Source organism: Uliginosibacterium aquaticum (assembly GCF_012972705.2).
GTDB lineage: Bacteria > Pseudomonadota > Gammaproteobacteria > Burkholderiales > Rhodocyclaceae > Uliginosibacterium > Uliginosibacterium aquaticum.
In genome coordinates this window covers 1558810-1584743 of sequence record NZ_JABCSC020000001.1, presented here as the reverse complement: position 1 = coordinate 1584743, position 25934 = coordinate 1558810, and the positions used below count along the sequence as shown (strand labels likewise).

26 protein-coding genes are annotated in these 25934 nt (G+C 64.0%); 10 read left to right on the top strand and 16 right to left on the bottom strand.

The features are described from left to right. Window positions 1–6: 6 nt before the first annotated feature. The gene (locus HJ583_RS07070) at window positions 7–1551 is read left to right on the top strand and encodes an ArnT family glycosyltransferase (RefSeq protein ID WP_170021225.1); all 1545 of its coding nucleotides are present in this window, start codon (window positions 7–9) and stop codon (window positions 1549–1551) included. Continuing rightward, window positions 1551–3050: a glycosyltransferase family 39 protein gene (locus HJ583_RS07065; RefSeq protein ID WP_170021224.1), complete on the top strand. Its 1500-nt coding sequence runs from the start codon at window positions 1551–1553 to the stop codon at window positions 3048–3050. The genes HJ583_RS07070 and HJ583_RS07065 overlap by 1 nt, the downstream gene beginning before the upstream one ends. 65 nt (window positions 3051–3115) lie before the next feature. Here the strand turns inward: HJ583_RS07065 and HJ583_RS07060 are convergent, their stop codons facing one another. Both HJ583_RS07060 and HJ583_RS07055 read right to left on the bottom strand, forming a co-directional pair. Continuing rightward, window positions 3116–3337: a DUF1161 domain-containing protein gene (locus HJ583_RS07060; protein WP_101942946.1), complete on the bottom strand. Its 222-nt coding sequence runs from the start codon at window positions 3335–3337 to the stop codon at window positions 3116–3118. Window positions 3338–3435: 98 nt separating this feature from the next. Continuing rightward, window positions 3436–3888 carry an anti-virulence regulator CigR family protein gene (locus HJ583_RS07055; protein ID WP_170021223.1) on the bottom strand — a complete coding sequence of 151 codons (453 nt, stop codon included), beginning with the start codon at window positions 3886–3888 and terminating at the stop codon, window positions 3436–3438. Between the two features lie 45 nt (window positions 3889–3933). On the opposite strand from HJ583_RS07055, the gene HJ583_RS07050 reads away from it, so the two are divergent. Next, on the top strand, window positions 3934–4281 hold the full coding sequence (locus HJ583_RS07050; protein WP_170021222.1) for a cupin domain-containing protein: 348 nt from the start codon (window positions 3934–3936) through the stop codon (window positions 4279–4281). A gap of 7 nt (window positions 4282–4288) precedes the next feature. Here HJ583_RS07050 and HJ583_RS07045 read toward each other — a convergent pair whose 3' ends face one another. The 12 genes from HJ583_RS07045 to rsxA form a co-directional block, all read right to left on the bottom strand. Next, window positions 4289–5029, bottom strand: coding sequence for a flagellar motor protein (locus HJ583_RS07045; protein WP_170021221.1), 741 nt, complete (start codon window positions 5027–5029; stop codon window positions 4289–4291). A gap of 17 nt (window positions 5030–5046) precedes the next feature. Beyond that, complete coding sequence (locus HJ583_RS07040; RefSeq protein ID WP_170021220.1) at window positions 5047–5799, bottom strand: RNA polymerase sigma factor FliA; 753 nt, start codon at window positions 5797–5799, stop codon at window positions 5047–5049. A gap of 165 nt (window positions 5800–5964) precedes the next feature. Beyond that, complete coding sequence (locus tag HJ583_RS07035) at window positions 5965–6777, bottom strand: MinD/ParA family ATP-binding protein (protein WP_170021219.1); 813 nt, start codon at window positions 6775–6777, stop codon at window positions 5965–5967. Then, window positions 6774–8354, bottom strand: a complete 1581-nt coding sequence (flhF, locus tag HJ583_RS07030; protein ID WP_217423281.1) for a flagellar biosynthesis protein FlhF — start codon at window positions 8352–8354, stop codon at window positions 6774–6776. Before flhF ends, HJ583_RS07035 begins: the two co-directional genes overlap by 4 nt. Window positions 8355–8567: 213 nt before the next feature. Further along, window positions 8568–9032 carry a GNAT family N-acetyltransferase gene (locus HJ583_RS07025; RefSeq protein ID WP_170021218.1) on the bottom strand — a complete coding sequence of 155 codons (465 nt, stop codon included), beginning with the start codon at window positions 9030–9032 and terminating at the stop codon, window positions 8568–8570. 120 nt (window positions 9033–9152) lie between these two features. Further along, window positions 9153–9434, bottom strand: coding sequence for an RnfH family protein (locus HJ583_RS07020; protein ID WP_101942955.1), 282 nt, complete (start codon window positions 9432–9434; stop codon window positions 9153–9155). Window positions 9435–9669: 235 nt separating this feature from the next. Further along, window positions 9670–10353: an electron transport complex subunit E gene (locus tag HJ583_RS07015; RefSeq protein ID WP_170021217.1), complete on the bottom strand. Its 684-nt coding sequence runs from the start codon at window positions 10351–10353 to the stop codon at window positions 9670–9672. Continuing rightward, window positions 10350–10970, bottom strand: a complete 621-nt coding sequence (rsxG, locus tag HJ583_RS07010; protein WP_170021216.1) for an electron transport complex subunit RsxG — start codon at window positions 10968–10970, stop codon at window positions 10350–10352. The genes HJ583_RS07015 and rsxG overlap by 4 nt, the downstream gene beginning before the upstream one ends. A gap of 2 nt (window positions 10971–10972) precedes the next feature. Further along, entirely contained in the window at window positions 10973–12052 is a 1080-nt protein-coding gene (locus HJ583_RS07005) for an RnfABCDGE type electron transport complex subunit D (protein ID WP_170021215.1), read from the bottom strand. Between the two features lie 15 nt (window positions 12053–12067). Further along, window positions 12068–13549 (bottom strand): electron transport complex subunit RsxC, encoded by a 1482-nt coding sequence (gene rsxC / locus HJ583_RS07000; protein ID WP_170021214.1) that lies wholly within the window; start codon window positions 13547–13549, stop codon window positions 12068–12070. A gap of 14 nt (window positions 13550–13563) precedes the next feature. Then, window positions 13564–14088 carry an RnfABCDGE type electron transport complex subunit B gene (locus HJ583_RS06995; RefSeq protein ID WP_170021213.1) on the bottom strand — a complete coding sequence of 175 codons (525 nt, stop codon included), beginning with the start codon at window positions 14086–14088 and terminating at the stop codon, window positions 13564–13566. Window positions 14089–14098: 10 nt separating this feature from the next. Then, window positions 14099–14680, bottom strand: a complete 582-nt coding sequence (gene rsxA / locus HJ583_RS06990) for an electron transport complex subunit RsxA (RefSeq protein ID WP_170021212.1) — start codon at window positions 14678–14680, stop codon at window positions 14099–14101. A 328-nt stretch (window positions 14681–15008) separates the two neighbouring features. On the opposite strand from rsxA, the gene nifL reads away from it, so the two are divergent. Continuing rightward, window positions 15009–16544: a nitrogen fixation negative regulator NifL gene (nifL, locus tag HJ583_RS06985; RefSeq protein ID WP_170021211.1), complete on the top strand. Its 1536-nt coding sequence runs from the start codon at window positions 15009–15011 to the stop codon at window positions 16542–16544. A 99-nt stretch (window positions 16545–16643) separates the two neighbouring features. Beyond that, complete coding sequence (gene nifA / locus HJ583_RS06980) at window positions 16644–18173, top strand: nif-specific transcriptional activator NifA (RefSeq protein WP_170021210.1); 1530 nt, start codon at window positions 16644–16646, stop codon at window positions 18171–18173. A 322-nt stretch (window positions 18174–18495) separates the two neighbouring features. Here nifA and HJ583_RS06975 read toward each other — a convergent pair whose 3' ends face one another. After that, a complete protein-coding gene (locus tag HJ583_RS06975) occupies window positions 18496–19137 on the bottom strand; it encodes a chalcone isomerase family protein (RefSeq protein ID WP_170021209.1) in 642 nt (213 codons plus the stop codon). Window positions 19138–19278: 141 nt separating this feature from the next. On the opposite strand from HJ583_RS06975, the gene HJ583_RS06970 reads away from it, so the two are divergent. The 5 genes from HJ583_RS06970 to HJ583_RS06950 all read left to right on the top strand — a co-directional run bounded on the left by HJ583_RS06970 (window position 19279) and on the right by HJ583_RS06950 (window position 23991). Next, window positions 19279–20286 (top strand): SphA family protein, encoded by a 1008-nt coding sequence (locus HJ583_RS06970; RefSeq protein ID WP_170021208.1) that lies wholly within the window; start codon window positions 19279–19281, stop codon window positions 20284–20286. Between the two features lie 120 nt (window positions 20287–20406). Further along, entirely contained in the window at window positions 20407–21867 is a 1461-nt protein-coding gene (locus tag HJ583_RS06965) for a sensor histidine kinase (protein WP_170021207.1), read from the top strand. Continuing rightward, window positions 21864–22499, top strand: a complete 636-nt coding sequence (locus HJ583_RS06960) for a response regulator transcription factor (protein WP_170021206.1) — start codon at window positions 21864–21866, stop codon at window positions 22497–22499. Before HJ583_RS06965 ends, HJ583_RS06960 begins: the two co-directional genes overlap by 4 nt. Before the next feature lie 109 nt (window positions 22500–22608). Next, window positions 22609–23106 (top strand): GlcG/HbpS family heme-binding protein, encoded by a 498-nt coding sequence (locus HJ583_RS06955; RefSeq protein WP_170021205.1) that lies wholly within the window; start codon window positions 22609–22611, stop codon window positions 23104–23106. Between the two features lie 165 nt (window positions 23107–23271). Beyond that, on the top strand, window positions 23272–23991 hold the full coding sequence (locus tag HJ583_RS06950; RefSeq protein ID WP_170021204.1) for an ankyrin repeat domain-containing protein: 720 nt from the start codon (window positions 23272–23274) through the stop codon (window positions 23989–23991). A gap of 44 nt (window positions 23992–24035) precedes the next feature. Here the strand turns inward: HJ583_RS06950 and HJ583_RS06945 are convergent, their stop codons facing one another. Next, a complete protein-coding gene (locus HJ583_RS06945) occupies window positions 24036–25928 on the bottom strand; it encodes a potassium transporter Kup (RefSeq protein WP_235943706.1) in 1893 nt (630 codons plus the stop codon). Window positions 25929–25934 lie beyond the last annotated feature (6 nt).

Genomic DNA, 25934 nt, shown 5'->3' with positions numbered 1-25934 from the left:
CACGCGATGCAAGTTTCCGGCAATACCCCTGCGGGCTCGGCACGCTGGCTTCTGTTCCTGCTGCCCGCCGTCCTGTTCCTGATGAACCTGGGCGGCGCGCCGCTCTTCGACGTGGACGAAGGCGCCTTCTCGGAAGCCACGCGCGAGATGTTCGTGCGCCACGATTTCCTGTCGACCTGGCTCAATGGCGCGCCGCGCTTTGACAAGCCGATCCTGATCTACTGGTGTCAGGCCGTCTTCGTATGGCTGTTCGGTCCGAATGAGTGGAGCTTCCGTCTGCCCTCGGCGCTGGCCGCCTCGGCCTGGTGCTATGCGGTGGGCCTCTTCGCCTGGCAGCGCTTTGGTCGCGCCGCCGGCGTGCTGGCCTGCGGCATCGCCGCGACCAGCCTTGGTGTGCACGTGATCGGCCGTGCCGCCACTGCGGATGCGCTGCTGAACATGCTGCTTGCACTGGCCTTGCTGGATGGCTGGCGTCACCTCGAATCCGGCCAGCGTGCGCCGCTCCTGCGCAGCTACCTGTGGATCGGGCTGGGCGTGCTCACCAAGGGCCCGATCGCGCTGCTGGTGCCGGGCGCCACCACCCTGCTCTACTGTCTCAGCACCGGGCGCTTCCGTGACTGGCTGCGCAGCGTGTTCAACCCGGCCGGCTGGGCAATCCTGCTCGCCGTGACCGTGCCCTGGTATGCCGCCGCGCTCGCCATCCACGGTCAGGATTTCATCAACGGCTTCATCCTCAAGCACAACGTGGAGCGTTTCTCCGGCTCCATGGAAGGCCACTCCGGCAGCCTGTTCTACTACGTGCTGATGATTCCGGTGCTGCTGCTGCCCTGGCTGAGCTGGCTGATCGCCTCGGTGCGCCGCCTGCCCGAAGACTGGAAAGAACCGCTGCCGCGCTTCTTGTGGGTCTGGTTCATTTTCGTCACTGCTTTCTTCTCGCTCTCCGGCACAAAACTGCCGCACTACGCGCTGTATGGCTGCACGCCGCTCTTCGTGCTGCTGGCCCTGCATCGCGAACGGGTGAAATCGGTCTTCCTCGGCGCCCTGCCCCTGTTCGGCCTGATGCTGTTCTTCATCGCCCTGCCCAGCCTGCTTGCCCTGAGCGCCCAGGCCGGCTGGGTGCGCGACAGCTACTACCTGGCTCAGGTATCACGCATCGCCGAAGCGATCCCCGCCGCTTACTACCCGCTCACGGCCCTGGCCCTGCTGGGCAGCGCAGCCGCATTGCGCCTGCCCTTCGACCCGGCCCGGCGCGTGCTGGCCATAGCCTGCCTCAACACCTTGCTGCTGGCGCTGGCCATCGCTCCCTTCATGGGAGACGTGCTGCAGGGGCCGGTGAAGCGCGCAGGGCTCGCCGCGCGCCAGTACGACGAACCGACCGTGCTGTGGAATTTCCATGCGCCGAGTTTCTCGGTCTACAGCCAGCGCGTAACGCCTACGGTGCAGGCCCGGCCGGGCCAGATCGCGCTGACCCGCACGGACCGCCTGCCGGCAGGCACCCCGGTCGACGAGTTGTATCGCGAAGGTGGCGTGGTGCTGGTGCGGGTGAAGTAATGGAAGACTGGACCCGCATCCGCTTCGCCAGCGAAGAGGCCAAGCCCAGCACGCGTCTGGCCCAGGCCTGGCTGCTGCTGCTCCTGCTGGCGCTGCTGACGGCCTATCGCTTGTGGATCATCCCGCGTCTGGGCGTGACGCTCTACATCGACGAAGCACAGTACTGGACCTGGGCCCAGAACCTGGACTGGGGCTACTTCTCCAAGCCGCCTGTGGTGGCCTGGCTGATCGCGGCCAGCACCGCCGTGTTCGGCGATGGCCTGCTGGCGGTGAAACTGCCCTCGCTGCTGCTCTACCCCGCCACCGCCTGGTTGATGTTCCGTCTCGGCGAGCGCCTCTTCGACGCGCGCATCGGTTTTCGCACCGGTCTGGCCTTCGCGCTGATCCCGATCGTCTCGGCGCTGGGGCTGGCGGTCTCCACCGATGCGCCACTGCTGTTCTGCTGGGCAGCCGCCATGCTGTGCCTGCTGCACGCCATCGAGCGCGACCGCCTACGCGACTGGTTGCTGCTGGGCGCCGTAGTCGGCATCGGGATCATGGCCAAATACACCATGGCAGCCTTTGCGGCCTCAGCCACGCTGTATCTCTTGGGCGACGCCAAGCGGCGCCGCGTGTTCGCACACCCCGGCCTGTGGGCAGCGATCGTGCTGGCCAGCCTGATCGTGCTGCCCAACATCGTTTGGAACTGGGCCAACGACTTCCCCACCCTTCGCCATACGGCCGACATCACCCACGTGGCAGGCAACGACAAGAGCGGCAATCTGGGCGAATTCCTGCTGGCCCAGGTCGGCTCGCTCGGCCCCGGTTTTGCCTTCGCCTTCATCGGCGGCCTGCTGCTGGCCCTGCGCAAGTGGCGCGATGCGCGCTACCAGTTCGTGCTGGCCTTTTCGCTGCCGCTGCTGGGCATCGTTTTCCTGCAGGCCATGCGCTCGGAAGCCAACGGCAACTGGGCCGCCCCGGCCTTGCTGACGGCCCTGCTGCTCGGCGTGAAGTGGCTCGCGCGCCTGAAGAACCGCTGGTGGGTGGGGGCCATGGCGCTGAACGTCGTCCTGATGCTCGGTGCCTACCATCTGGGGGACTACTTCGCGCTGCGCGGCGAGGCTCAGCCCGCAAAGCTCGATCCGCTCAAACGCGCCAAGGGCTGGGACCAGCTGGCGACTGAAGTCCGCCCGCTGCTCGCCGCCCACCCCGGCGCGCTGCTGCTGGCGGAAGACCGCACGATGATGGCGCACATGCTGTATGAACTGCGCGACCTGAAACCCGAGCACGCGGCCTGGGCGCCGCTGCCGCACCCGGCGGACCACTACCAGCTGAGCGTGCCGCTACGCGACGAGCCGAGCAGCCGCCCGATGCTGCTGGTCACACGCAACGACAACTCGTCGGTGGCCAGCCGCTTTGCGCGCAGCGAACAGATTGCGCGCATCGTGGTGGAAGTAGAGCCAGGACTCAAACGCGAAGCCAGTGTGCTGCTGCTCGAAGGCTTTCGCGGCTACAAATAGCAGCCGGATAACGGACAAAGAAAAAGGGCCTTGCGGCCCTTTTTCTTTGTCCAGACGCTGCTGCCTCACTGACGCACGTAGGTGATTTCCTTCGTGCCGCCCTCGCAAGCGCCTACGACCTTAGCCTCGCCACCCTTGCCCTTTTCCACGATTTCCAGCGTAAAGCTCTTCACACCGTGGCTCTGAATCCTGGCTTCGATCTCGCCCTTGAGTTCTGCACAATCTTTCGCTGCAAAAGCCGGCAGCGCCAGCATAGTCAGCAGTACAGCAGCCATGACCTGTTTCATGCATTTCCCCTTGTTGATATGCACCTTGTGCACGCCGGCTCGAGTCTAAACAGCGACCTGCTCCAACGCAGCCGTACCAAGGGGTATGCCAGATACGCTCAGAACACGCCGGGCAGAATATCCACCGGAATCTTTGTCTGGATATTCACCAGCACCAGATCGATACCGATCACCAGCCATTCATGGCCGGGGTGCGCCGGCAGGCGCGCCAGCATCTGCGGATTGACCTGTTTCTTGGCAATCCCGGGCGGCAAGGGTTTGCCCTTGGCGAGCCGGTTGTGCATGCCCGGGGGCAGCGACTGATAGGTACCCGGTCGGATGCCGACATCGCGGGCGATATCACGTGCACCTCCCACCGAGATGCCAGCCGAGATGCTGATGGAGACAGCATCACCACCGCCATCCTTGGATTTGCCCTCCTTGGCTGGTTTTCCGCCCTGACTGTAAGCATCATCCTGCGCATGAGGATTGCCGTGACCTTCCTTTTTGGCCGCAGCCGGCAAAGCCACTATCATCATTGAAGTCAGCACAAGAGCCAGCGCGGTTTTCATTGCTCTTCTCCTTCACTATAAATTTCAGTTTCACGCCCAAGCACCATGCAGATCCGCAACCTTCACAGCACGCCCGCCATCGAGAAACCCATCCATGAAGGCAAAGGCAAGGCGCTCAGCCGCAAGCTCTTCGGGACAGAGGATTTCGCCTCAGGCCTGCGCTACATCGCCTTTACTGAATTGCCGCCCGGCAGTTCAATCGGCGAACACGATCACCATGATGCACGCGAGGAAGTGTATGCAATCCAGTACGGTGAAGGCCTCTTGCGCATCGATGGTGAAACGCGCCGCGTGAAGGCTGGAGACGTAATCCTGACCAAGATCGGCCAGAGCCACGGATTGGAAAACGACAGCCAGGAAACCCTCGGCGTATTCGTGTTCTGGGCCCTGTAGGCTAGCCTCAGACGATGTAACCCTGCAGGCGCGCCTCGATCAGGCGGGGGTTGTCCCCATGCGCAATGCCGATCAGGCCGTCGATGATCATCTCGCGCACAGCCACCAGATCAGCCACGGTGGCCTGCAACTTCTTGGCCACCGGCAGGAAGATCAGGTTGGCCGAACCCACGCCGTAGATCGTTGCGACGAAAGCCACGGCAATCCCAGCGCCGAGTTTGGAAGGATCTGAGAGGTTCTCCATCACATGGATCAAGCCCATCACCGCACCGAGAATTCCAATGGTGGGGGCATAGCCACCAGCGGCTTCCCAGATCTTGGTGGAGCGCTTCAGATCCGCTTCCCAGGCAGAAATATCCACCTCCAGCACTGCACGGATGCGCTCGGGCTCGACGCCGTCGACCAACAATTGCAGGCCTTTGCGTACGAAGGGATCCGGGTGTGGATCGATGCGGGACTCAAGTGCCAGCAGGCCTTCCTTGCGCGCCACCCCGCTCCAGCTCACGACCTGGGCGATAATGTCCGGTAAATGCGGCAGCGGCGGTCTGAAAACCCATTTGACCATCCGCAAGCCAGTGCGGAAGGTTTTCCAGGGGCTCTGCAGCATCACGGCACCAAGGGTGCCGCCGATCACGATCAGGAAGGCGGTAGGCTGCACCAGTGAGCCGATATGCCCGCCCTCGAAGATCTGGCCCAGAACGATGGCCAGCACGCCCAGCAGGAGACCGGCAATGCTGACCAGATCCATGCTCGCTCAGCCTCCGCTCAGGCCGCAGCCGCGCGGCGCTGACGCCCACGGGAGGTTTCGCGCCCACCCGAGATACGCGAACGCAGACGGGCAATAGCCTGGCTGTGAAGCTGACACACACGGGATTCGGAGACGCCCAGCACCTCGCCGATTTCACGCAGGTTCATGTCTTCCTCGTAGTAGAGGCCCATAACCATCTTTTCGCGATCAGGTAGATCCTCGATGGCCTGGATGAGAATCTTGCGCATGTTGGCGTCCTCAAGCAGGTTAAGAGGATCAGCCCCTTCGCCAACGATATGGCGCTCGAGGAAATCATCCTCATCGTCGTCGCCGAAGTCCTCGAAATAGACCAACTGGTAGCCACGCGCTTCCTGCAGCATCTTCTGGTACTCGGGCAGCTGCATGTCGAGCAGTGCGGCGAGTTCGCCCTCGGTGGGCTGACGGCCATGCTGCTGTTCCAGGGTATGCACCGCACCCTCGATGCGGCGCATCTCGCGGCGCAGGCTGCGTGGCAACCAGTCGTTTTCACGCAGGCCATCGAGCATGGCACCCCGGATGCGCTGCACGGCATAAGTCTCAAATTGCGCGCCGAGCCCTTCCTCATAGCGCGTAATGGCATCCAGCAAGCCCATCATGCCGTTCTGGATGATGTCTTCCACCTGCACGCTGGCCGGCAGTTTGGCCATCAGATGGTAGGCAATCCGCTTGACCAGCGGCGCATAGCGCGTAATGAGCTGGTTCTTGTCCAGTGTTCCAGCTGCGTTGTACATGGCGACCTCTTTCCTTCGGTTCGATCCAGGCTCTGTGCCGCTCCCGGAGATTGCGGCGCCTGAAAGCTCTTTGTCACCATTGTGCAGACTTCTGCACGCCGTGACGGCTGGAAAAGCCCGGTGTGTTCCGCCTTATTCCATCTTCGCCGGCGCGGTTTCTAAGACTCACACGCGCCCCGGCCCCCTGCCATGCAAGCGGGTGGCACCGCTTGTAGTCTGGACCAGCCGCTCGATGAAAGCATCGGCACTTTCCCCAGTCTCTCGGGCACGCTCGCGCAAAGCCTCACCGAGACTCGAAACCGGCTGCAAGGGCAGCTCCAGCCTGTTCAGCGCCGTCTCGCAGAAGCTCGTCAGAAGCCCTTGCTCACGAGGCCCCGGGGGCTGCGTGAAACACACCGACACATGTCGCTCGCCACCAGCCTGACACAGGCGCTTGAGACTGGCATAAGCAGTGGTGATGGACATCGGCTGGGCATCCAGCAGCAAAAGCAGGCGCGGCGCGGCAAAAGCCAGCGCCGAGAGGCTGCGCAACTCGGCCGGCTGGGCCACGATCACCCACTCATCGTGCCCGGCACGCAGACCGCGCAGCTGTTCGATAGCCCGCTGATTGAAGATGCGCTCACTGCCAAGCTGCTCGACCAGCGCCGCCACCTGCGCGATCTCCAGCCCGGGCTGGGCTTCAACCAGGCAGCTGGAAGCCGGCATCAAGCCTTCCACCGCCATGCGCAGATCGAAGCGTGGATTACGCCCCAGGCAGTCCCCCATGTTGCCGGCGGCCAAGCGCTCTTCGAGCACCAACAGACGCAAGCCACTCTCAGCCCTCACCCGCAACTGCGCAGCCAGCCAGCGGCTGGCACCACCACCACAGGGCAGCACCGCCAGCACCTCGGGCGGCGCCGCATGCAGCAGGCGGCGCAGGCCGTCGGCCTGATCGACCTGGCGACTCACCCTGGCAGCACGCTGCATGATGTCATTCATCGAAAGCCTCCTCCTGCGTTGGCCCGCTGATGGCTGCTGCTTTCCGGCGTGGCGGCCATCAGCATGCAGGCGTCGAGCGACTCGAGCTTGTAAGGCGAATCAGCCTTCAACTCACGCAAGGCACGGTGCACAAGATAACCCCGGTTGGGCAGATGCAGATCCTCGGGCACCCGCTGACCATTGGCCACGTAATACACCTGCAGTTCGCGGCGCATCGCCACATCCAGCACCGGCGCCAGCGAAGCAGCTTCATCGACCTTGCTCAGGATGCATCCCGCAAGATCCGGGCCATCATAGGCGGCCACCACGTCATCCAGTGTGTCGCCGCGTGAAGTGGCATTCAGCACCAGCAGGCGTCGCACGACACCGGCAGAGGTCAGCATGGCCGCCTGCTCGACGACCATCTTGTCGCGCTGGCTCATACCAATGGTGTCGATCAGCACCATGTGCTTGTTGCGCAGATCCTGCAGGGTCTGGCGCAGATCGGCCGCATCGCGCACCACGTGCACGGCCACGCCAAGGATGCGGCCGTAGATGCGGAGCTGCTCATGAGCGCCGATCCGGTAGCCATCGGTGGTGATCAAGGCCAGCTTGTCGGCGCCGTGGCGCACCACGCAGCGTGCGGCGAGCTTGGCGGCGGTGGTGGTCTTGCCCACCCCGGTCGGGCCAACCAGGGCATACACGCCACCGCGCTCGATCAGGTCGGCATCGCTATCGACCAGCTTGAGACGGCGCGCAAGGCGATTGCGGATCTCGTTGCGAACCTCGCTCGTGCCGAGCTCGCCATTGACCCCCTCGGTCAGGTTGCGGGCCAGCTTGGCCGAAAAACCGGACTCGAGCAGCTCGCTCATCATCTGGGTGCGTGCCGGCGCCTGACGCGACAGCTCACTCCAGGCAAAGCCGGCCAACTGGCGCTCCAGCATGCCCTTGATCGAGCCAAGCTCCTCGGCCATGCGGGCGTTGGAAGCCTCCAGCGCATCGATATGAGCATCACGCTCTATCTGCCCGATCGATGCGCCCAAGCGGGGATTGGCAGGCCTGACTGCTGGCTGGGAACGGGGCTCTTCGCGGGCAGGGGCCGCAGCGGCCGGCTCGCTCCAGGGCTCACCATTAGGCTGCACACGAGGCGGCGTAAAAGGACGCACATCAAGCTGACGCCCGACCGGCTCATCGGCGCGCCGGGCGCCAAGATCGGCTTCAAAGCTCGCTTGCGGACGGCTGCGCGGAGGAAGGCTCTGGGCGGCGTTCTCACGCGAGAGACGGGCAATATGCTGACCGAGGGTGACCGTGAAATCGTCCTCTTCATCGGCTTCAACACGCTGCGTCGCTGCTCTAGCGGGCGATCGCGCTGCTGGCGCAGCCACCGGGCGCGGAGCCGGAGCGACGGGCTGCGGAGCGCGAGCCTGCTGCACGGTGGCGGAGAGTTCACCCATCTGCTCGGCCGGCAGGGCAACAATTTCCACCCCGCCTTCCACCGCACGATTGGACAACACCACGGCATCCGGTCCCAGATCCGCCTTCAGTGCCGCCAGCGCCTCACGCGCCGTTTTCCCCACATACCGTTTGACCTTCACCATGACGCCACCTCCGCTTGCCAGATCCATCCGGGAAACGCATGAACGCGGTTTCCACGGCTGGATTATTCGCCCTGCGGGAGGCCGGCAAGAAACGGAACAAAACGGTAAAAACGCGGCAATTCGGCGGGGTGAATCGGCAATTTCTGCCAGGGCGCAAAGCCTTGTAGGAAGCGGTCTTACACGGCTTCCGGGCTGACACCCGGAAGCCGGAAATCAGTCGCGCAGGATCTTGCGCAGATTACGCATATTGCTACGCGTCCAACCAAGATGGCGGTAGAACTCCAGCGCCGGGGCATTGTCTTCGTCAGCCAGCAGTTGCAGCCGGCTCATGCCACGCCGGCGCGCCCAGGCTTCAGCCCCATCAAGCAGGCGGCGGCCGATGCCGGCACCGCGCCAGCCTTCGCGTACCACCAGATCCTCGACCAATCCGGCCGGCCCGCCCTCGGCAGTAGAAATCAGGCTCTGCACAGAACAGAAGCCGACGACTTGGCTTTCATCAGCAATGCTCTCCTCGGCCACCCACAGAAGAATGTCCTCACGCGGCAGCATCAGCTTGAGGGCAGCCAGCTGGCGGCTGGCATCGGCAGCGAAATCCTTCTCGATGGCAAACAGCTGCGCCAGCAGGGCGGCGAGCTCAGGCAGGTCTGAAAGTTGGGCGGGGCGGAACTTGAGGCTCATGAAACGGAGGATGTTGAACTGCAAGGCGCGGAGGATAAGCCAGAGCGGCGCAGACGCAGCGTAACTATTTGGCAACAATGGGTGACTTTCCGCCGATCCGCGATGAGCGTCACTGCCTTGTCACTCCTCTGTATCCAGTTCAAAGCCAGGCCGGCGCGGCACCGTCAGCGGATCGCACACGATCGGGCGATAAATCTCGACCCGGTCACCGGCACGCAGCGGCGCATCCAGCTTCACCGCCTTGCCGAACACACCCACGCGCTGGCGGGCAAGATCAATCTGCGGATACTTCTGCAGAACGCCCGACACATCAATGGCTTCCTGTACCTTCGCGCCCTCCGGCAACTCGATATGCTGCCAGGACTGCACACCCGGCTCATGGTAGGCAACGGCTACTTTCATGACTCTCTCCTTTTGGCGTGAAAGTCGCAGCGCGACTTCTTGAAGCATCCCGCATCCGTCCAGGAAGCAGGCTCAGGACCAAGAAGCTGTTTCCGATCTTGCTGCGAGGCCGTGATCAGGGCTCATGCGCTGCTCGGAATCCTCATTGATCAACATAAACTCTGGTTCCAGCGCTACTTCTCACCCTGCTGACAGCCTCTCGCTACAGAACGTGAACAGCTTCTAAGAAACACACTCAGGCGCAATGCGCTGCGGGCGCCGGGCATGCGGGTTTGGCCACGCGCTGGTCGATCAGGCGCTTCACAGCCAGCAGCCCCCCGAGCACCAGGAAGCCGCCCGGCGGCAGGATCATCATCAGCACGCCACCATAGTCCGGGATCACCTTCACTTCGAGGAAGGAGAAAGCCGGCCCGAGCAGCAGGCTGGCCTGGGCGAAAAGCGTGCCGCTGCCAATCAGCTCACGCACAAGGCCCATTGTTGTCAGTGCCAGGGTGAAACCCAGGCCCATCGCCAGCCCATCCACCGCAGAAGCAATCACGCCATTCTTGAAAGCAAAAGCTTCGGCGCGGCCGAGAATCGCGCAGTTCACCACAATCAGTGCGATGAACAGGCCCAGCACCTTGTAAAGCTCGTGCAGCCAAGCGTTCAGCGACATATCGACCAAGGTCACCAGGGTCGCAATCACCACCACGAAGACCGGGATGCGTACCTGATCCGACACAAAATCGCGGATCGCGGAAATCAGCATGTTCGACACCACCAGCACCGCCGTGGTGGCCAGCCCCATGCCCAGCCCATTGGTACCGGACGTGGTCACCGCCATGGTCGGGCACATCGCGAGAAGTTGGGCGAAGACCACGTTCTGGTCCCACAGCCCGTCACGAAACAGCTTCGAGAAACTCTGTATCTGACCACTCATTTGGCTTCTCCCGAAATTTCCGCGCGGTGCGCGGCGTAGAACTGCAGACCTTCCTTGACCGCCTTCACCACCGCACGCGGGGTAATGGTGGCGCCGGCGAACTGATCGAACTCACCGCCATCCTTCTTCACCGCCCAGCGTGGCAGCGACAGGTTTTCCAGCGACTTCTTCTCGAAGCTGCGAATCCAGTCGGCCTTGGCAACCTCGATCTTGTCGCCCAGGCCCGGCGTTTCGGCGTGCTTGAGCACCCGCACGCCCATCACCGTGCCGGCCGCATCCACGCCAATCAGCACTTTGATTTCGCCAGCGTAGCCACGCGCGCTGTAGTCGAACACCGCCGCCGAAAAAGCCCCTGCCTTGCGACCGCGATAGACCGTACGGCTCACGCCCTGATCCACCACACTCAGCGTATCGGCGAGCAAGTCGTTATCGGCCAGCCCTTCCGGCAGCACCTGCAGCAGCGAAACCTTGAGGTCGTCACGCGCAGCCTGCTCGATGGCAGGCAGCGTCACGAGGTTGGCTCCGATCAGTGCGGCACTCGTCATCAAGGTAAAGAAGCCGAGCAAGGCACCGTGATAGGGAATCCGCTCGCGGAGGTTTTCCAGGGTGAGCTGCATGCTCATTTCTCCTTGTTCAGCTTGATGGGATTACCACGCCAGTCACGCCCATAGATGCGCGGCTGACACAGACGGTCGATCGCCGGCGCCAGGGCATTCATCAGCAGCACGGCAAAGGCCACGCCTTCCGGATAGCCGCCATAACTGCGGATCACCCAGGTGAGGAAGCCACAGCCAGCACCGAAAACCAGTTGCCCTGCACGCGAGGAAGGCGAAGTCACGTAATCGGTGGCAATGAAGAAAGCCCCGAGCACCGCCGCGCCGGAGAGCAAGTGAGCGCCTGCATCAAGATAGCGCGCCGGATTCACGGCATGGCCGATCAACGCCGGAATCGCGATGCCCAGCAACATGGCCAGCGGGATATGCCAGCTGATGATGCGCATCGCCAGCAAGGCGAGGCCGCCAGCCGCGAGCAGCACGATGCCGGTCTCGCCCATGCTGCCGGGACGCTGCCCGGAGAAGCTCACCGGCAATCCCTGGGCGAAGGTCTGCAGCAGCGTGACACCGCGCGAGAGCTCCGTCTTGGCCTGGCCCAGCAAGGTGGCGCTGGTATAAGCATCGGGGATGCTGCCACCGAAAGTAATCGACAAACTTTCGACCAACCCCGGCGAAGCACTTTGACCACTCGGGCCGACCCAGGCCGTCATCACCACCGGGAAGGACACCAGCAGCGCCACCCGCGCCACCATGGCCGGGTTGAACAGGTTGCAGCCGAGGCCCCCAAATGCCTGCTTGCCGACCACCGTCGCGAACAGGCCGCCGACCACGCCGATCCACCAGGGCGCCCAAGGTGGCAGGGACATCGCCAACAGCCAACCGGTAAGCAGCGCGGAGCCATCGAGCAGCGCGGGGCGCACCAGCTTCTTCATCAGCACAAGGCAAGCCGCTTCGCCGGCCAGGGCCGAGGCTACGGTGAGCAGCCACAGACTGATTGCGGGCCAGCCAAAGTACCAGAAGCCACACAGCGTGGCAGGCGCCAGCGCCAGCATGACCTTCAGCATCACGGTACTAACGCTGGAGAACTCCTTGGCATGCGGCGAGGCGGCAACGGATGGCAGGGCGGTGGAAATCGGACTATTCATGGACTTCTCCTTGTGTCATTCCGCTGCAGCAGCGGCTTGCGCAGCTTGCTGGGCAGCACGCTCGGCCTTGCGTCGGGCAGCCGCTTCGGCACGCTCGCGCGCCTCGCGTTCAAGGCGTGCAGTGCGGGCCTGGGCCAGGCCCTTGGTAAACTCGTTGCGCTTTTTCTGCTGGGCTCGTTTCCATAGCTCGCCCTTGGCGTGATAAAAGGCATGCACCAGAGGAAGATGCGATGGGCATACGTAGGCGCAGCAGCCGCACGCGAGGCAATCGTCGAGCTTCTGTGCATCGGCCCCGTCGTAATCCCCGGCCTTCACCCGGGCCGCAATTTCCAGCGGCAAAAGCCCCATCGGGCAGGCCGATACACAGCTGCCGCAACGAATGCAGGGCGAAGGCTCCGGCTTGGCGATCTCGGCAGCGCTGAGGGCAAGAATGCCGCCACAGCCCTTCACGGTCGGCACCAGAGCATGCGGCAGAGCGGCCCCCATCATGGGTCCGCCCATCACCAGGCGGGCCGGCGTTTCTTTCAGGCCAACGAAAGCCAGCAGGTCCTCAACCATCACACCGATCGGCGCGAGCACATTGCCCGGATCCATCACCGCGCCACCGTTGACGGTGACGATGCGCCGATACAAGGACTCGCCGTGGCGCAAGGCCCGGTGGATCGCCGCACAGGTGCTGACGTTATTGACCAACACACCCACCGTGGCGGTACGCGCGCCGGCCGGCACCTGCTTGCCGGTGAGCACTTCCACCAGTTGGCGGTCCGACCCCATCGGGTAGCGCGCTGGCACCGGACAGATGCGGATGGCATCGAATGACTTAGCGGCAGCGCGCATCGCGGCAATCGCTTCGGGCTTGTTATCTTCAATACCCACCAGCGCGCTGGCCGCTCCGGTGGCATGCATCAAAATGCGAATGCCATCAACAACCTCCACAGCCCGCGCCCGCATCACGCAATCATCGCTGGAAAGATAGGGCTCGCACTCGCCGCCATTGATGATCAGGGTCTCAACCGCATGCTTGCGCCCGAGCTGGGCCTTGGGCGCCGACGGGAAGGTGGCACCGCCGAGGCCGACAATACCGGCCGCTGCGATCTGGCGTGTCACTTCGTCCGGCGCCAGGCTCAGCGGATCGGGCATCTCGCTCGCGGGCAGCGCCTGATCTTCGCCATCGCAGGCTATCGTGATCGCATCGAAAGGCAGGCCGGAAGGATGCGGCGCAATCACCGGTCCGATGGCCGTCACCACACCGGAGGTCGGCGCATGCACCGGGGCCGATACGTTGCCTTGGGCGGAAGCAAGCAGCTGGCCGCGCAGCACCTTGTCTCCCACCGCGACAACCGGCTTGGCCGGCGCCCCCACGTGTTGCAGCAAGGGCACGCATAGCGTGGCAGGAATCGGCATCACACGCAGCGGCACATCTGCGGCCGGTCGCTTGTGATCGTCATGCGGATGCACGCCCCAGCTCACGCCGGTGATCTTGTCGAGAAAGCCCATGTTTCGGTCTCCGTTCAGGCAAAGGCGGGCTTAGCCCAGTTCCAATCTTTCAACTGCTGCGGCAACGGCCGCAGCACGATGGCGCCAGTCGGACATAGATCCATGCAACCGCCGCAGCCCGTGCAAGCCTCGTCGAGCACGCCGTGGATCTGCTTGGCCGCCCCCACGATGGCATCGGTCGCGCAGCCCTTCAGGCACTTGCCGCAACCGATGCAGATCTCTTCAGCCACTGTCGCCACCTGCGGACCTGGGTCCTCCAGCCCGTCAAGACTCAGGGCGATGCCCAGCTTGGCGGCAATGGCCTGAGCCAGCGCCACCCCGCCGCCAGGACAGACCGTGGCCGGCGCCTCACCGCGCACCAGCGCTTCGGCGGCTGCGGTGCAACCGGCGAGACCACACTGGCCGCAGTTGGTGCCGGGCATCATTTCGGCCAGCTCCACCGCCACGCTATCGGCTTCCACCGCAAACACCTTGGCGGCGTAGCCCAGCAACAGGCCCAGAAAGAGGCCAAGAAAACTAAGACTCAGGATTCCGATCATGTCTGTCTCCTCAGGCGAAATTCAGACCGGCAAAGCCCATGAAAGCCATGGCCAGCAAACCAGCGAGTACGAAGGTGATCGGCACGCCATCAAAGGTGTCAGGCACGCGCACCAGCGCCAGGCGCTCACGCAGACCGGCAAACATCACCATCACCAGCACGAAGCCCAGCGAGGAGCCGAAGGCATACACCAGCGTCTTCACGAAGCTGTTGCCCTCCTGCACATTCAGCAGCGCCAGTCCGAGCACCGCACAGTTGGTGGTGATCAACGGCAGATAAATGCCTAGCGCGCGATACAGCGCCGGCATGCTCTTCTTGATCACCGCTTCGATGAACTGCACGGTGGCGGCGATCACCACAATGAAGGTCAGGATGCGCAGGTACTGCAGGCCAAAGGGCGAGAGCAGGAAGTGATCAAGCACCCAGGCCGCGGCGGAGGCCACGGTAATCACGAAGGTGGTCGCCATGCCCATGCCAAGCGCGCTGTCGAGACTCTTCGATACGCCCATGAAGGGACACAAACCGAGGAACTTCATCATCACCACGTTGTTCACCAGCGCGGTCGTTACCAGCAGGATCAGGTATTCGCTCATGGAGCTGTTTCTCCCGGAATCAATGTCAGGCTGGCAAACACACGCTTGCGTTCAGCCCCTGGTCGCTGTGGTGCATGAGCTGTGCCAGGCCGGTGCGCGGAGCACCGCAACGGTGCCCGTCCCCCTTCTGGCAGGGGCTTTCAGGTCTCTCTACAGGTGCTCAGAACCGGGGTCGGACTCTGTCGGGGATACGACAAGGCGACAAACGGATGCAACAAAGCCTCTACACAAACACCCGACTTGAGCAGGCTCAAGGAATACGCAGCAGCCTCGCGTGCAGGGCATGAAATCTGCATCAAGAGGCATGAACGCAACGCAAAGGCCCGCCATGCCCCGCTCCAGGAAAACGCCCACCCCCTCCCCTGCCGCCGGCATCCCGGCGGATCTGTTGCAGGCCGCTGTCGAGCAGGCGGACATCGCCATCTCGATCACCGATCCGCATGCCACGATCCAGTATGTCAACCCGGCTTTCACCCGGCACACAGGCTTCGAGCTGGAGGACGCGGTAGGCGAGCCTCAGTCCATTCTCGCCAGCCACACCACGCCGCGCCCGGTGTATGCCGCGCTGTGGGAGCAGATCGCCAGCCGCCAGCCCTGGCGCGGCCGCCTCGTGAATCGCCGCAAGGATGGCAGCCAGTACATCGCCGATCTGACGATCTCGCCGCTGCTTGATGACAACGGCAACATCGTGCATTTCCTCGGCCTGCATCGCGACATCACCGAGATGCATCGCCTCGAGTGCGCGGTACGCAACCAGAAAGCCCTGATCGAATCCGTGGTGGACACCGCGCCAATGGTGCTGGCACTGCTCAACATGGAAGACCGGGTACTGCTCGACAATCACGCCTACAAGGCCCTCACCGCCGATCTGGGCATGACCGAAGCGGCCAGCGTGCTGCTCGAGGCCGTGCGCCACGAGATCGGCAGCGGCTTTGGCCCCTTCAAGCCAGGCGCCATGGCCTTCACGGACCAGCAGGTGCGCCTCGATCATCCGCAGTGGCGCAACCCGCGCTGGTACAACTGCTCGGGCACCTGGCTCACCGCCACTCCCGACAGCGCCGACGCCTTCTTCGATCCCAAACCCCTGCCCTGCCTGCTGCTGGTCGCCACCGATGTGAGCCGCCAGGTGATGGAACAGGAGAAGGCCCGCGTAGCAGCCCTGCACGCGTTGATGGCCGATGAAGAACGCGAGCAGAGTCTGCGCGAGAGCATGACGGCGGCGGTTTACCAGATGGAGGGGCCGCTGAACGTGCTCGAATCGGTGGTGAACCTGATGGGCCGGCGCGGTTGTGATCCCACCCAGGCTGCCCTGTCGGAAGCCCTGAAGGCCGGCCAGAGCGCCCTTGAAGCCTTGCGCAGCGCGGCGCCGGCGCCTACCAGTGCGGCCCTCAGCCGCGTCAATCTGAATGAAGCGGTGCGCGATGTACTGGATCTTTCGGCACAGAAATTCCTTGCCGCCGGCGTCAGCGTGAGCTGGGCACCACAGCTGGTGCTCCCCAGCCTGCAGGGCTCGCCAGCGCGCCTGCGCAGCCTGCTCAAGGCGCTCATCGACAATGCCATCGAAGCCATGAACAGCAAGGGCTGGCAGCTGCGCGAACTCTCCATCGCCTCCCATGCGGATGCCGAATGCATCGAGATCACAGTTGCCGACAGCGGCCCCGGCCTCGCGCCCGAGTTGTGCCTGAAAGCCTTCGAGCCTTTCTGGAGCACCAAGAAGGCTCATGGCAAGCACCTCGGCACCGGGCTCTCGTCGGCACAGCAGGTCGCCGTGGATCACGGCGGCGGTATCGAACTGAGCAGCGGGCCGCAGGGCGGTTGCGTCGCCAAACTGGTCTTGCCGATCAAAAGAGGTGGCGGGTACTGAGGACTGAGTGGGGCCGGCTCAATCCGGCCACGACACTGCAGGCGCGGAACGCTCTCGCACCTGCCGACTGAACAAGCAGCTGAAGGTAACGATATGGCCATGGACGCCGAAGGCGCACTGAAACATACGCTGATGGAAACGCTCTACAAGGTGAGCGTGATCCTGTCCCGCTCGCTCGATGTAAAGCTGGCACCGCAGGAGGTGCTGCGCGCACTTGAAGAGAATGCCGGCCTCACCCGCGGCATGATCAGTGTGCTCGATGCCAGCTCCGGCGAGCTGGTCGTGAATGCCGTGCAAGGCATAGAGGAGCAGGAGTTCGAGCCGGTGCGCTATCAGAGCGGCGAAGGCGTGCTGGGCCTGATCCTCGAAGAAGGCAAGACCGTGGCCCTGCCGCAGGTGTCGGCCAATCCGCGCTTCCTGAACCGGCTCGGCATCTACGAGCGGCGCCTGCCTTTCATCGCCGCGCCCATCCACGTCGGTGGAGCCTTGCAGGGTGTACTCGCCCTGCAGCCCAATCGGCTGGATGACGGACTGCTCGCGGTGCGCGCACGCTTCGTGGAGATGGTGGCCAACCTGATCGGCCAGAGCGTGAAGCTCTCTCTGGATGTAGCCGAGGAAAAGAAATCCATTGCAGAGGAGCGCGACACCCTGCGCCGCACCGTGCGCGCCCAGCACGGGTTCGACAACATCGTGGGTCACTCCTCCGGCATGCGCAAGATATTCGAGCAGATCCGCATGGTGTCCAAGTGGAATACCACCGTGCTGATCCGCGGCGAGACCGGCACCGGCAAGGAACTGATCGCCAATGCCATCCACTACAACTCGCCGCGTGCACGCGGCCCCTATGTGCGCCTGAACTGTGCCTCGCTACCCGAGAACCTGCTCGAGTCCGAACTCTTCGGCCACGAGAAAGGCGCTTTCACCGGCGCCATCGCCTCGCGCAAGGGGCGCTTCGAAATGGCCGATGGCGGCAGCATCTTCCTCGATGAGATCGGCGAAATCTCGCCCGCCTTCCAGGCCAAGCTATTGAGAGTCTTGCAGGAAGGCGAACTGGAGCGCGTCGGCGGTGGCCGCACCGTAAAGGTGGATGTGCGCGTGATCGCCGCCACGCACCGCGACCTCGAAGACGCTGTAGATGCCGGCAAGTTCCGCGAGGATCTGTACTTCCGCCTCAACGTGATGCCGATCCGCCTGCCTGCCCTGCGCGAGCGCCTCGAAGACGTTCCCGCCATCGCCCGCTTTCTGGTGGGACGCATCGGTCAGGCTCAGGGGCGTCCGCTGGAACTCTCCGACGCAGCCCTCGCCCGCCTCACCCAGTATTCATGGCCGGGCAATGTGCGCGAAATGGAAAACTGTCTTGAGCGCGCGGCCGTGATGTCGGAGAGCGGCCACATCGACGCCGATCTGATCCGCATCGACCGCCAGCGCGAGAGCCCGCTCAGCAGTGCGGTCAGCACTGCCCCGCGCATCGATTTCGACGACCCCAATGTGGACGAGCGCAGCAAGGTCATCGCCGCGCTCGAACAGGCCGGCTGGGTACAAGCCAAGGCTGCGCGCCTGCTCAACATGACGCCGCGCCAGATCGCCTACCGCATCCTGACCCTGGGCATCGAGGTCAAGCAGTTCTGAGAAGCTGTTCACGATCTGTAGCGAGAGGCCGTCAGCAGGGGCGAGGCAGGGTTGAGCAGAGCCTGCCCTGCGCTGCCGCAGCCGGTTTGCTGTGCAAAGCAATGCATGGGGCAGCGCAGCACAGGAAGCGGAGTTTATGTTGATAAATGAGGATTCCGAGCAGCGCATGAGCCCTCTCAGTTATCAATGAGCGGCCTCGCAGTCAGATCGTGAACAGCCTCTCAGAACCCGCGTGACGGAAGCCACCACAGTAGATGCCGCTCGCAGCAGGGAGAGCGCAGGACGCCATGACGGCGGACGCGTTCAGCGTCCCCCGCAGCGATCATTTCGCTACGCCAATGCCCAGCAGATTATTACGGGTGGTTTCGCGCACTTTCGGCCCCAGCCAGACTTTCATCATCAGCGGATAAAAACCCTCGCCAGGAATGGGATTCCCAATTTCCTGATCATTGATCTTGAAAACCGTATTCTGGCCTTGCGGAATCCAGTCAATTGTCACGACATCGCCTTTCAGCAGTTTGGCCCGCGTGCCAAATATCCGACCCAGCGCGCCTATCTGCGACATATTCGAAATAGTTTCTTCCGGTGTCGAATTATTCCGAATGCGATCCAGCAGCACGCTCGCCAGATCTTTTGACTGAATATCGCGCAGCGCCACCAGACGCATGCGCTTCGCCCCCTTCAAGGCCATGGCCGCCTCAGGGGTATTGCGCCGATCTGTCAGATACATGCCGACTGCCGTCGCCCTTGCCGACAGCATGGTGGAATCACTGGCGCCGTTCAGAATCAGGTTAGCACCTGCCACATTGGCACTCATTTCAAACAGCGTGCCGCCCACATCGAAAACGGGAACCGCAGCGGCAGAGGCGCTCTGTGCCGCAGCAGAAAGCTGGGCACCCGCCGGAAAAGACGCGAGAAAAACCACTCCCGCAAAAAGGATATTTAAAATCTGCTTGCTGTTCATTTTAAGTCTCTCTAATTAGGGCGAGCGGATTTTGTCCTCCGCTTCAGCGCTCGAGTATAAATACTTTGCCAACAAAACAGAAATCAAAGATTATTACTAAAGTAGTAGCAGTAAATTTTCCAACGAGAATCAGGTTCCTATATGAAGTTAATTAAGGCGACGAATATATTCACGGCAGTTGCACTGACGGCGGCATGTCTGCCGGCATCGGCCACCGAGCGCGGCCAGCTGCGCGCATTGCTGGGCATGCCCGGTCAGGACATGACGGCCCCCCTCATGCCCGGCTTCTATCTACAGACTTCGCTGCAGTCCTACAGCGCAGACAAGTACCGCGACAACGACGGCAACTCGCCGCCACAGGTCAGCGATCCGTCCCTGCCCGGTCTGAAGATCAAGCAAGACACTTCCGTGAGGGCCCAGGTGCTGGCCACGCGCGCCACCTGGCTGACTGAATCCCGTCTCGGCGAAGGTCGCCTGGGCGTGTCGGCCACCCTGCCGCTGGTGAACTACGAAGTGGAGACCGAACTGAGTGCTGACGATGTGCCAGCAGCCATGCAGGCGCGCGTCAATGCCGCCCTGGCCAGCGCCGGGCAAGCATCCTCTGGCCAGAAGTTCGGTCTCGGTGATATCGAAGTCTCGCCCTTCATTGACTGGCAAGGCGAGAGCAGCCGCACAGCACTGGCCTTTGGCATCGTTGCGCCTACCGGCGACTACGACAAGAACCGCATCGCCAACCCGGGCGCAGGCAAGTTCTGGACCTTCCGCCCGGTCGTCACCACCGGCCTGGTCACCGAATCGGGCTGGGAGCTGGGCCTGCGCAGCACCTACAATTTCAACACCCGCAACACCGCCACGGACTACCGCTCCGGCCAGTACTTCCATGCCGATGGCTCGGTGCTCTACAAGCTCGCCGAGAGCTGGCGCATGGGCCTGCAAGGCTACGCCATCATCCAGACCACAAATGACAGCGGTCCCGGCGCACCTTCCACCGGCAACAAGGCACGCGCCTTTGCTCTTGGCCCGGCCATCAACTGGCAGGACGAGAATGGCGAGCTGGGCCTTGAGTTCAAAGTTCTGCCTGAGTTTGGCGTCCGCAACCGGCCCGAAGGCATCACATCCTGGGCCCGCGTACTGGTCCGCCTGGACTGAGCGCCACCCCGGGCAGTCCGCTGCCCGTCTGAAACCGGGCCGGCCCTGCATCCGGCAGGCCCGGCCCGAGCCATCACTGCCAGCTCTGGCAGATGGTTTTTCCCGTGCCACAATGCTGGCATGGATCGCCTTCGCATCTTCCGTGCCCTCCTGCAGCTGCGCTGGTGGTTGCTGGCCGGCATCACCTTGGCACTGGGCGGCGCGCTGCTGATCGGGCAACAAGCGCTGGATTCCTTGCGCGCCGCCTTCGAGACCGACGCGCGCATCGTGCATCGCGTGCTGAGCCAGCGCGTGGTGCAGCACGAAGCGATTCTCGCCACGCTCTCGCTGCTCCAGCCGGAGCAGGGCGAGGATCGCCTCTCAGCCGTGTACTCCCAGATTCTCGCGGTGCGCCGTCGCGCCGACGGAGCAAGCTGGCCGGAAGCCCGCCTGAGCGCCGCCGAGGCCGCCTCGCGCCAGACTCAAAGAGTGGCGCTGGCCGGGCAGGATTTTGCCCGCGGCCGCTACACCCTGCTGCTGGCCGGACTGCCCGCCAGCCATGCGCTCGACATCGGCCTGCGCGAGATGCTGCCGCGCGAGGAATGGCCGGGGGATCCGCAGCAAAGTCCGATGCGCGTCGAGCTGCAGCATGCCGGCGAAGTCTTCCTGATCCAGCCGGGGCGTCTGCATGCCGGCGGCTGGCAGTTCGCGTTCGAGAAGCATCTGGCGGCCGCCAGCCAGCCCTTCAACGTGGTGGCCCGGCGCAGCATCGGCTGGCCCGAGCTGCCCTGGGGGCTCATGCTGGGCTGGACGCTGCTGGTCGCACTGGGGCTGGCGCTCGCCTGGCGGGTGCGGCAACAGCAGATCGCCCGCCAGCGCGCCGAGGAATTGCTGCGCATGGGTCAGGTGGCGCGCCTCAATTCGCTGGGTGAGCTGGCCGCCGGCATGGCCCACGAACTCAACCAGCCGCTCACTGCCGTGCTCGCCAATACCCAGGCCGCGTGCCGCCTGCTGGCCGACGAGCCGCCGGAACTCGACACCGCCCGCCAGGCCATGACGCAAGCGGTGGAGCAGGCCCGCCGCGCCAGCGAGGTGGTGGGCCGCCTGCGCCGCGTGGTGGAGCGCCCGGAAGCCGGCAGCGGCATCGTGTCGCTCGACCTGCTGGCCAGCCTGCGCAACGTGCTGCACCTGCTCGAACCGGAAACCCTGCGCCGGGGCATCGCACCGCAGTTGCCGACCGAAAGTGTCTGCTGGGCGCGCGCCGAACCGGTCGCGCTGGAGCAGATCCTGCACAACCTGCTCATGAATGCCTTCCAGGCGCTCGATCAGGTGCCCGCCGGGCAACGCAGCCTGCGCATCGACATCAAGCGCAGGGAAGGCTTCATCGAACTGCAGCTGCGCGACAGCGGCCCGGGCATCCCCGAGGAGGTGATGCAGCACCTCTTTGAACCCTTCTACACGACCCGCGCCGGCGGGCTGGGCCTCGGGCTCAGCCTGTGCGAGACCCTTGCGCTCAGCATGGGCGGCAGCTTGCGGGCCGAGGCCAATCCACCGCAAGGCGCCTGCTTCATCCTCACGCTTCCCGCTGCCGAGGCTGCATGACGACCCCACTCTCACCCCTGATCCATCTGATCGACGACGATGCCGCCGTGCGTGAAAGCCTCGCGCTGCTGATCTCCACCGTGGGCCTGCGCGTAGAGACCTGGGCCGAGCCGCAGGCTTTTCTCGCCGGCTTTGCGCGCGAAGGCATTGGCGCCATCCTGCTCGACGTGCGCATGCCCGGCATCAGCGGCCTGAGCGTGCTCGACCAGCTGATCGCCGAGGGCGTCGACCAGCCGGTGATCATGCTCACCGGCCATGGCACGGTCGATCTGTGTCGGCGCGCCTTCAAAGCTGGCGCCGCCGAGTTCCTCGAGAAACCAGTGGATGACGATCAGCTGCTGGAGACCCTGCAGAACGCGGTGCGCCAGCATGTGCAGTCACGCCAGCGCAACTCGGCCGATCGCGCGGCCCAGGAGCGCTACGCTCAGCTATCGGAGCGCGAGCGCGAGGTACTGGGCCTGATCGTGGCCGGCCTGACCAACAAGGAAATCGGTCGCGCGCTGGCGCTCTCGCCGCGCACCGTGGAAACCCACCGCGCCAACCTCTTCGCCAAGCTGCAGGCCGAATCCCTCGCCCAGCTGATCCGCCAGTATGCGAGCCTCGTGGAAGCGGCCGAGGGCGGCACTCCGTAGATCTACGGAGTGTTGCGCGTAGCCCTACGAATGGGCGCCGCGCCGCCGGATCCCTAAAGTTCCCTCCATGGCAGCCGCACTGGCGGCGCCCCAACCCGAGGAGAACCCCATGCGCAGGATCCACACCCTGAGCCTGATCGCCCTGCTCACCGCCTCATCCTTCGCCAGCGCCCAGAGCAGCCTCGTGCGCAGCGAGAAGAACATGTCGCTGGAACTCGCCAACCAGCTCGCCGGCGCCAGCGTCGCCGCCTGCGCCGCGAATGGCTATGCCGTCACCGCCACCGTGGTGGATCGCGCCGGCAGCACCCGCGCCGTGCAGCGCGCCGACAACGCCGGCCCGCATACGCTGGATGCCAGCCTGCAGAAAGCCTGGACTTCCGCTTCGGCCAAGAACACCACCCTCGCCATGATGGAAGGCGCGCAGAAGAACCCCGCCGCCGCCAATCTGGTGCACATCCCCGGCTACCTGCTGCTCGGCGGGGGCGTGCCGGTCAAGGTCGGCAATGAAGTGATCGGCGCCATCGGCGTGGGCGGCGCGCCGGGTGGCCACCTCGACGAGCAGTGCGCCCTCGCCGCGCTGGACAAGGTCAAGGACCAGCTCAAGTAAGAGACTACTAAGGCTGCTCAGAGCAGGAGGTAGCCGCGGTTTTAACCGCACCTGGCGGGCTGAAGCCCGCCCTACCCACCGCTCCGCAGAGATCGTGAACAGCCTCTGAGAACACCACCCGCCCCGCCAGGGGCGGGCCTGCTGCTGGCCGGAAGGAGTATCGCCATGTCTTCGCTCGTCACCCGCATCCACGCGCTGCTGCTTGCGCTCGGCTGCCTGCTGCTCGCAGCCCCCACCCAGGCACAAACACAGCCGACCCCGGCCGAGGTCGCGCGCTACACCGGCCTGCATGCCGCTGCCTACAAAGGTGACATCGCCAGCCTGAAGCAGCTGCTGCAGAACGGCGCCGCCGCCGATGCGCGTGATGCGCAGGGCCGCACCGCCCTGCATCTGGCCACCTTCGCCCGCCAGCGCGAAGCGCTCCGCATTCTGGCAGCCGCCGGAGCGAAGCTCGATCTGCTCGACCACGAGCGCTACGACGCGGTGACCATCGCCGCCGTGGCCAACGACGAAGACAGCCTGCGCCTGCTGCTCACACTCGGCGCCAGCGCCCGCCAGATCACCAGCCGTTACGACGGCACCGCCCTGATCGCCGCCGCCCACCTCGGCCATGCCGGCGTCGTGAAGCAGCTGATCGATGCCGGCGCGCCGCTGGACCATGTGAACAACCTGCACTGGACCGCCGTGATCGAAGCCATCGTGCTCGGCGACGGCGGCCCGCGTCATCAGGAAACCCTGCGCGCCCTGCTCACGGCCGGCGCCTCGACAAAGCTCACCGACCGCCAGGGCTTCACCCCGCTGGAGCTGGCGCGTGCCCGCGGCTATCAGGAAATGCTCACCCTGCTGGAAGCGACGGGCCCGGCCAAACCGACCAGGCCGGAGTAAGAGCAGCCCTCCTCCGCCGGCCCCGAAAAGGCTCGCAGGCAAGCTCAGATTGTCACCCGGCTGCCCATCTCCACCACCCGTGCCGTGGGCAGCTTGAAGAAGTTGGCCGCACTGGAAGCATTGCGGAACAGGAACTCGAACAGGCGCTCACGCCACAGCGCCATGCCGCGCACTTCCGATGAGGGCAAGATCGTGTCACGGTTCAGGAAATAAGAGACCTGCTGCGGCTCGAGTGGCAAACCCTGCTCGGCACAACGCGTAAGTGCCTCGGGCAAATCCGGCTCCTCCATGAACCCGAAACGCACCAGCACACGCGAGAAAGTGTTGCCAAGGCGCTGCACTTCGACACGATCCTCGATCGGCACCCGCGGCACCGACTCGATGATCACGCTGACGAACACGGTGCGCTCATGCAGCACCAGGTTGTGCTTGAGGTTATGCAGCAGCGCGCCGGGCATCTGCTCCGAGCGTGGATTGAGGAACACTGCGGTGTGCGGCACACGGTGGATTGGCTCGGCATCCAGCATGCGGGCAAAGGTTTCGAGTGGCACCGAATCACCCTTCTGCACTTCAGCCAGCAATTGCCGGCCGCGCCGCCAGGTGAACAGCAGCAGGCTCACACCGGCCCCGAAGACCAGCGGGAACCAGCCTCCATCGAGAATCTTCATGCCATTCGAGGCCAGGAAGACCAGTTCAAGCGCCACCAGCGGAGCGAACACCAGCAGCACAAGCAGCGGCGGCCAGCGCCAGTCGCGCAAAGCCACCGTGATGGCCAGTGCCGAAGTCACCAGCATGGTCAGGGTCACCGCGATGCCATAGGCCGCCGCGAGATTGCCCGAGGAGCGAAAGCCCAGCACGGTAGCCAGCACCAGCAGCAGCAAGGCCCAATTCACGAAAGGCAGATAGATCTGCCCGATCTGGGCGCCGGAGGTGTGCTTTACCGCCATGCGCGGAGCAAGGCCCAGTTGAATCAGCTGCAGGGTGACCGAATACGCCCCGGTGATCAGGGCCTGCGAGGCAATCACGGTCGCCAGCATGGCCAGACCCACCATCGGATACAGTGCCCAGCCGGGCACCGACAGATAGAAAGGATTAGCCGCAGCGGCCGGATCATTGATCAACAGCGCCCCCTGCCCCATGTAGTTCAGCACCAGTGCCGGCATCACCAGGCACAGCCAGCCATAGCGGATGGGCTTGGCGCCGAAGTGCCCCATGTCGGCATAGAGTGCTTCACCACCGGTCATGGTCAGGAACACGGCACCCATCGCGAAGAAGGCCAGTTTCGGGCTGTGCAGCGCGAACTCCAGCGCGTAGTGCGGTGACAGCGAAGCCAGCACCTCAGGATGGGCCAACACATTGTGCAGGCCAATCGCCCCGAGGCTCAGGAACCACAGCACCACGATCGGGCCGAAGAAGGTGCCGACCCTGGCGGTGCCATGGTGCTGCACAAGAAACAGCACGATCAGGATCAGCAGGGTCAGCGGCACGACGAAGGGTTTGAGCACCGGCGTCGCCACCTCAAGCCCCTCCACCGCCGAGAGCACCGAGATGGCCGGCGTGATGATGCCGTCTCCATAAAACAGGGCGGCCCCGAAGATCCCCAGAGACACCGCAATGGTCTTCTTGCGCGGCGTGTCCGCCGCTTTGGAAAGCACCCGCGCCATCAGCGCCACGACACCCCCTTCACCATGGTTGTCGGCACGCAGCACGATCAGCACGTACTTGCAGGTCACGATCACCAGCAGGCTCCACACGATCAGTGAGAGCACGCCATACACGTTCTCCAGCGTCACCGGCAGTGAGTGCGCTCCGCCGGGCAGAAAAGCTTCCTTCAAGGCATACAGGGGACTGGTGCCGATATCGCCGTAGACCACGCCCAGCGCGGCCAGCATCAGCTTGGGCATTGATTGCGCCGAAGCGCCATGGGAACTGCTCATGAAGAG

Bases quoted from the DNA above. Each gene is read 5' to 3' on its own strand.
- HJ583_RS07065 (WP_170021224.1), top strand. From the start codon at position 1,551: ATGGAAGACTGGACCCGCATCCGCTTCGCCAGCGAAGAGGCCAAGCCC.
- HJ583_RS07005 (WP_170021215.1), bottom strand. From the start codon at position 12,052: ATGAATAGTCCGATTTCCACCGCCCTGCCATCCGTTGCCGCCTCGCCG.
- HJ583_RS07025 (WP_170021218.1), bottom strand. From the start codon at position 9,032: ATGAGCCTCAAGTTCCGCCCCGCCCAACTTTCAGACCTGCCTGAGCTC.
- flhF (WP_217423281.1), bottom strand. From the start codon at position 8,354: ATGGTGAAGGTCAAACGGTATGTGGGGAAAACGGCGCGTGAGGCGCTG.
- HJ583_RS06955 (WP_170021205.1), top strand. From the start codon at position 22,609: ATGCGCAGGATCCACACCCTGAGCCTGATCGCCCTGCTCACCGCCTCA.
- HJ583_RS07015 (WP_170021217.1), bottom strand. From the start codon at position 10,353: ATGAGTGGTCAGATACAGAGTTTCTCGAAGCTGTTTCGTGACGGGCTG.
- rsxA (WP_170021212.1), bottom strand. From the start codon at position 14,680: ATGAGCGAATACCTGATCCTGCTGGTAACGACCGCGCTGGTGAACAAC.
- HJ583_RS07055 (WP_170021223.1), bottom strand. From the start codon at position 3,888: ATGAAAACCGCGCTGGCTCTTGTGCTGACTTCAATGATGATAGTGGCT.
- HJ583_RS07035 (WP_170021219.1), bottom strand. From the start codon at position 6,777: ATGAATGACATCATGCAGCGTGCTGCCAGGGTGAGTCGCCAGGTCGAT.
- HJ583_RS06995 (WP_170021213.1), bottom strand. From the start codon at position 14,088: ATGATCGGAATCCTGAGTCTTAGTTTTCTTGGCCTCTTTCTGGGCCTG.
- HJ583_RS06965 (WP_170021207.1), top strand. From the start codon at position 20,407: ATGGATCGCCTTCGCATCTTCCGTGCCCTCCTGCAGCTGCGCTGGTGG.
- HJ583_RS07040 (WP_170021220.1), bottom strand. From the start codon at position 5,799: ATGTACAACGCAGCTGGAACACTGGACAAGAACCAGCTCATTACGCGC.
- HJ583_RS07020 (WP_101942955.1), bottom strand. From the start codon at position 9,434: ATGAAAGTAGCCGTTGCCTACCATGAGCCGGGTGTGCAGTCCTGGCAG.
- HJ583_RS07045 (WP_170021221.1), bottom strand. From the start codon at position 5,029: ATGGATCTGGTCAGCATTGCCGGTCTCCTGCTGGGCGTGCTGGCCATC.
- HJ583_RS06960 (WP_170021206.1), top strand. From the start codon at position 21,864: ATGACGACCCCACTCTCACCCCTGATCCATCTGATCGACGACGATGCC.
- nifL (WP_170021211.1), top strand. From the start codon at position 15,009: ATGCCCCGCTCCAGGAAAACGCCCACCCCCTCCCCTGCCGCCGGCATC.
- nifA (WP_170021210.1), top strand. From the start codon at position 16,644: ATGGACGCCGAAGGCGCACTGAAACATACGCTGATGGAAACGCTCTAC.
- HJ583_RS06970 (WP_170021208.1), top strand. From the start codon at position 19,279: ATGAAGTTAATTAAGGCGACGAATATATTCACGGCAGTTGCACTGACG.
- HJ583_RS07050 (WP_170021222.1), top strand. From the start codon at position 3,934: ATGCAGATCCGCAACCTTCACAGCACGCCCGCCATCGAGAAACCCATC.
- rsxG (WP_170021216.1), bottom strand. From the start codon at position 10,970: ATGCAGCTCACCCTGGAAAACCTCCGCGAGCGGATTCCCTATCACGGT.
- HJ583_RS06950 (WP_170021204.1), top strand. From the start codon at position 23,272: ATGTCTTCGCTCGTCACCCGCATCCACGCGCTGCTGCTTGCGCTCGGC.
- rsxC (WP_170021214.1), bottom strand. From the start codon at position 13,549: ATGGGCTTTCTCGACAAGATCACCGGCGTGAGCTGGGGCGTGCATCCG.
- HJ583_RS06975 (WP_170021209.1), bottom strand. From the start codon at position 19,137: ATGAACAGCAAGCAGATTTTAAATATCCTTTTTGCGGGAGTGGTTTTT.
- HJ583_RS07060 (WP_101942946.1), bottom strand. From the start codon at position 3,337: ATGAAACAGGTCATGGCTGCTGTACTGCTGACTATGCTGGCGCTGCCG.
- HJ583_RS07070 (WP_170021225.1), top strand. From the start codon at position 7: ATGCAAGTTTCCGGCAATACCCCTGCGGGCTCGGCACGCTGGCTTCTG.
- HJ583_RS06945 (WP_235943706.1), bottom strand. From the start codon at position 25,928: ATGAGCAGTTCCCATGGCGCTTCGGCGCAATCAATGCCCAAGCTGATG.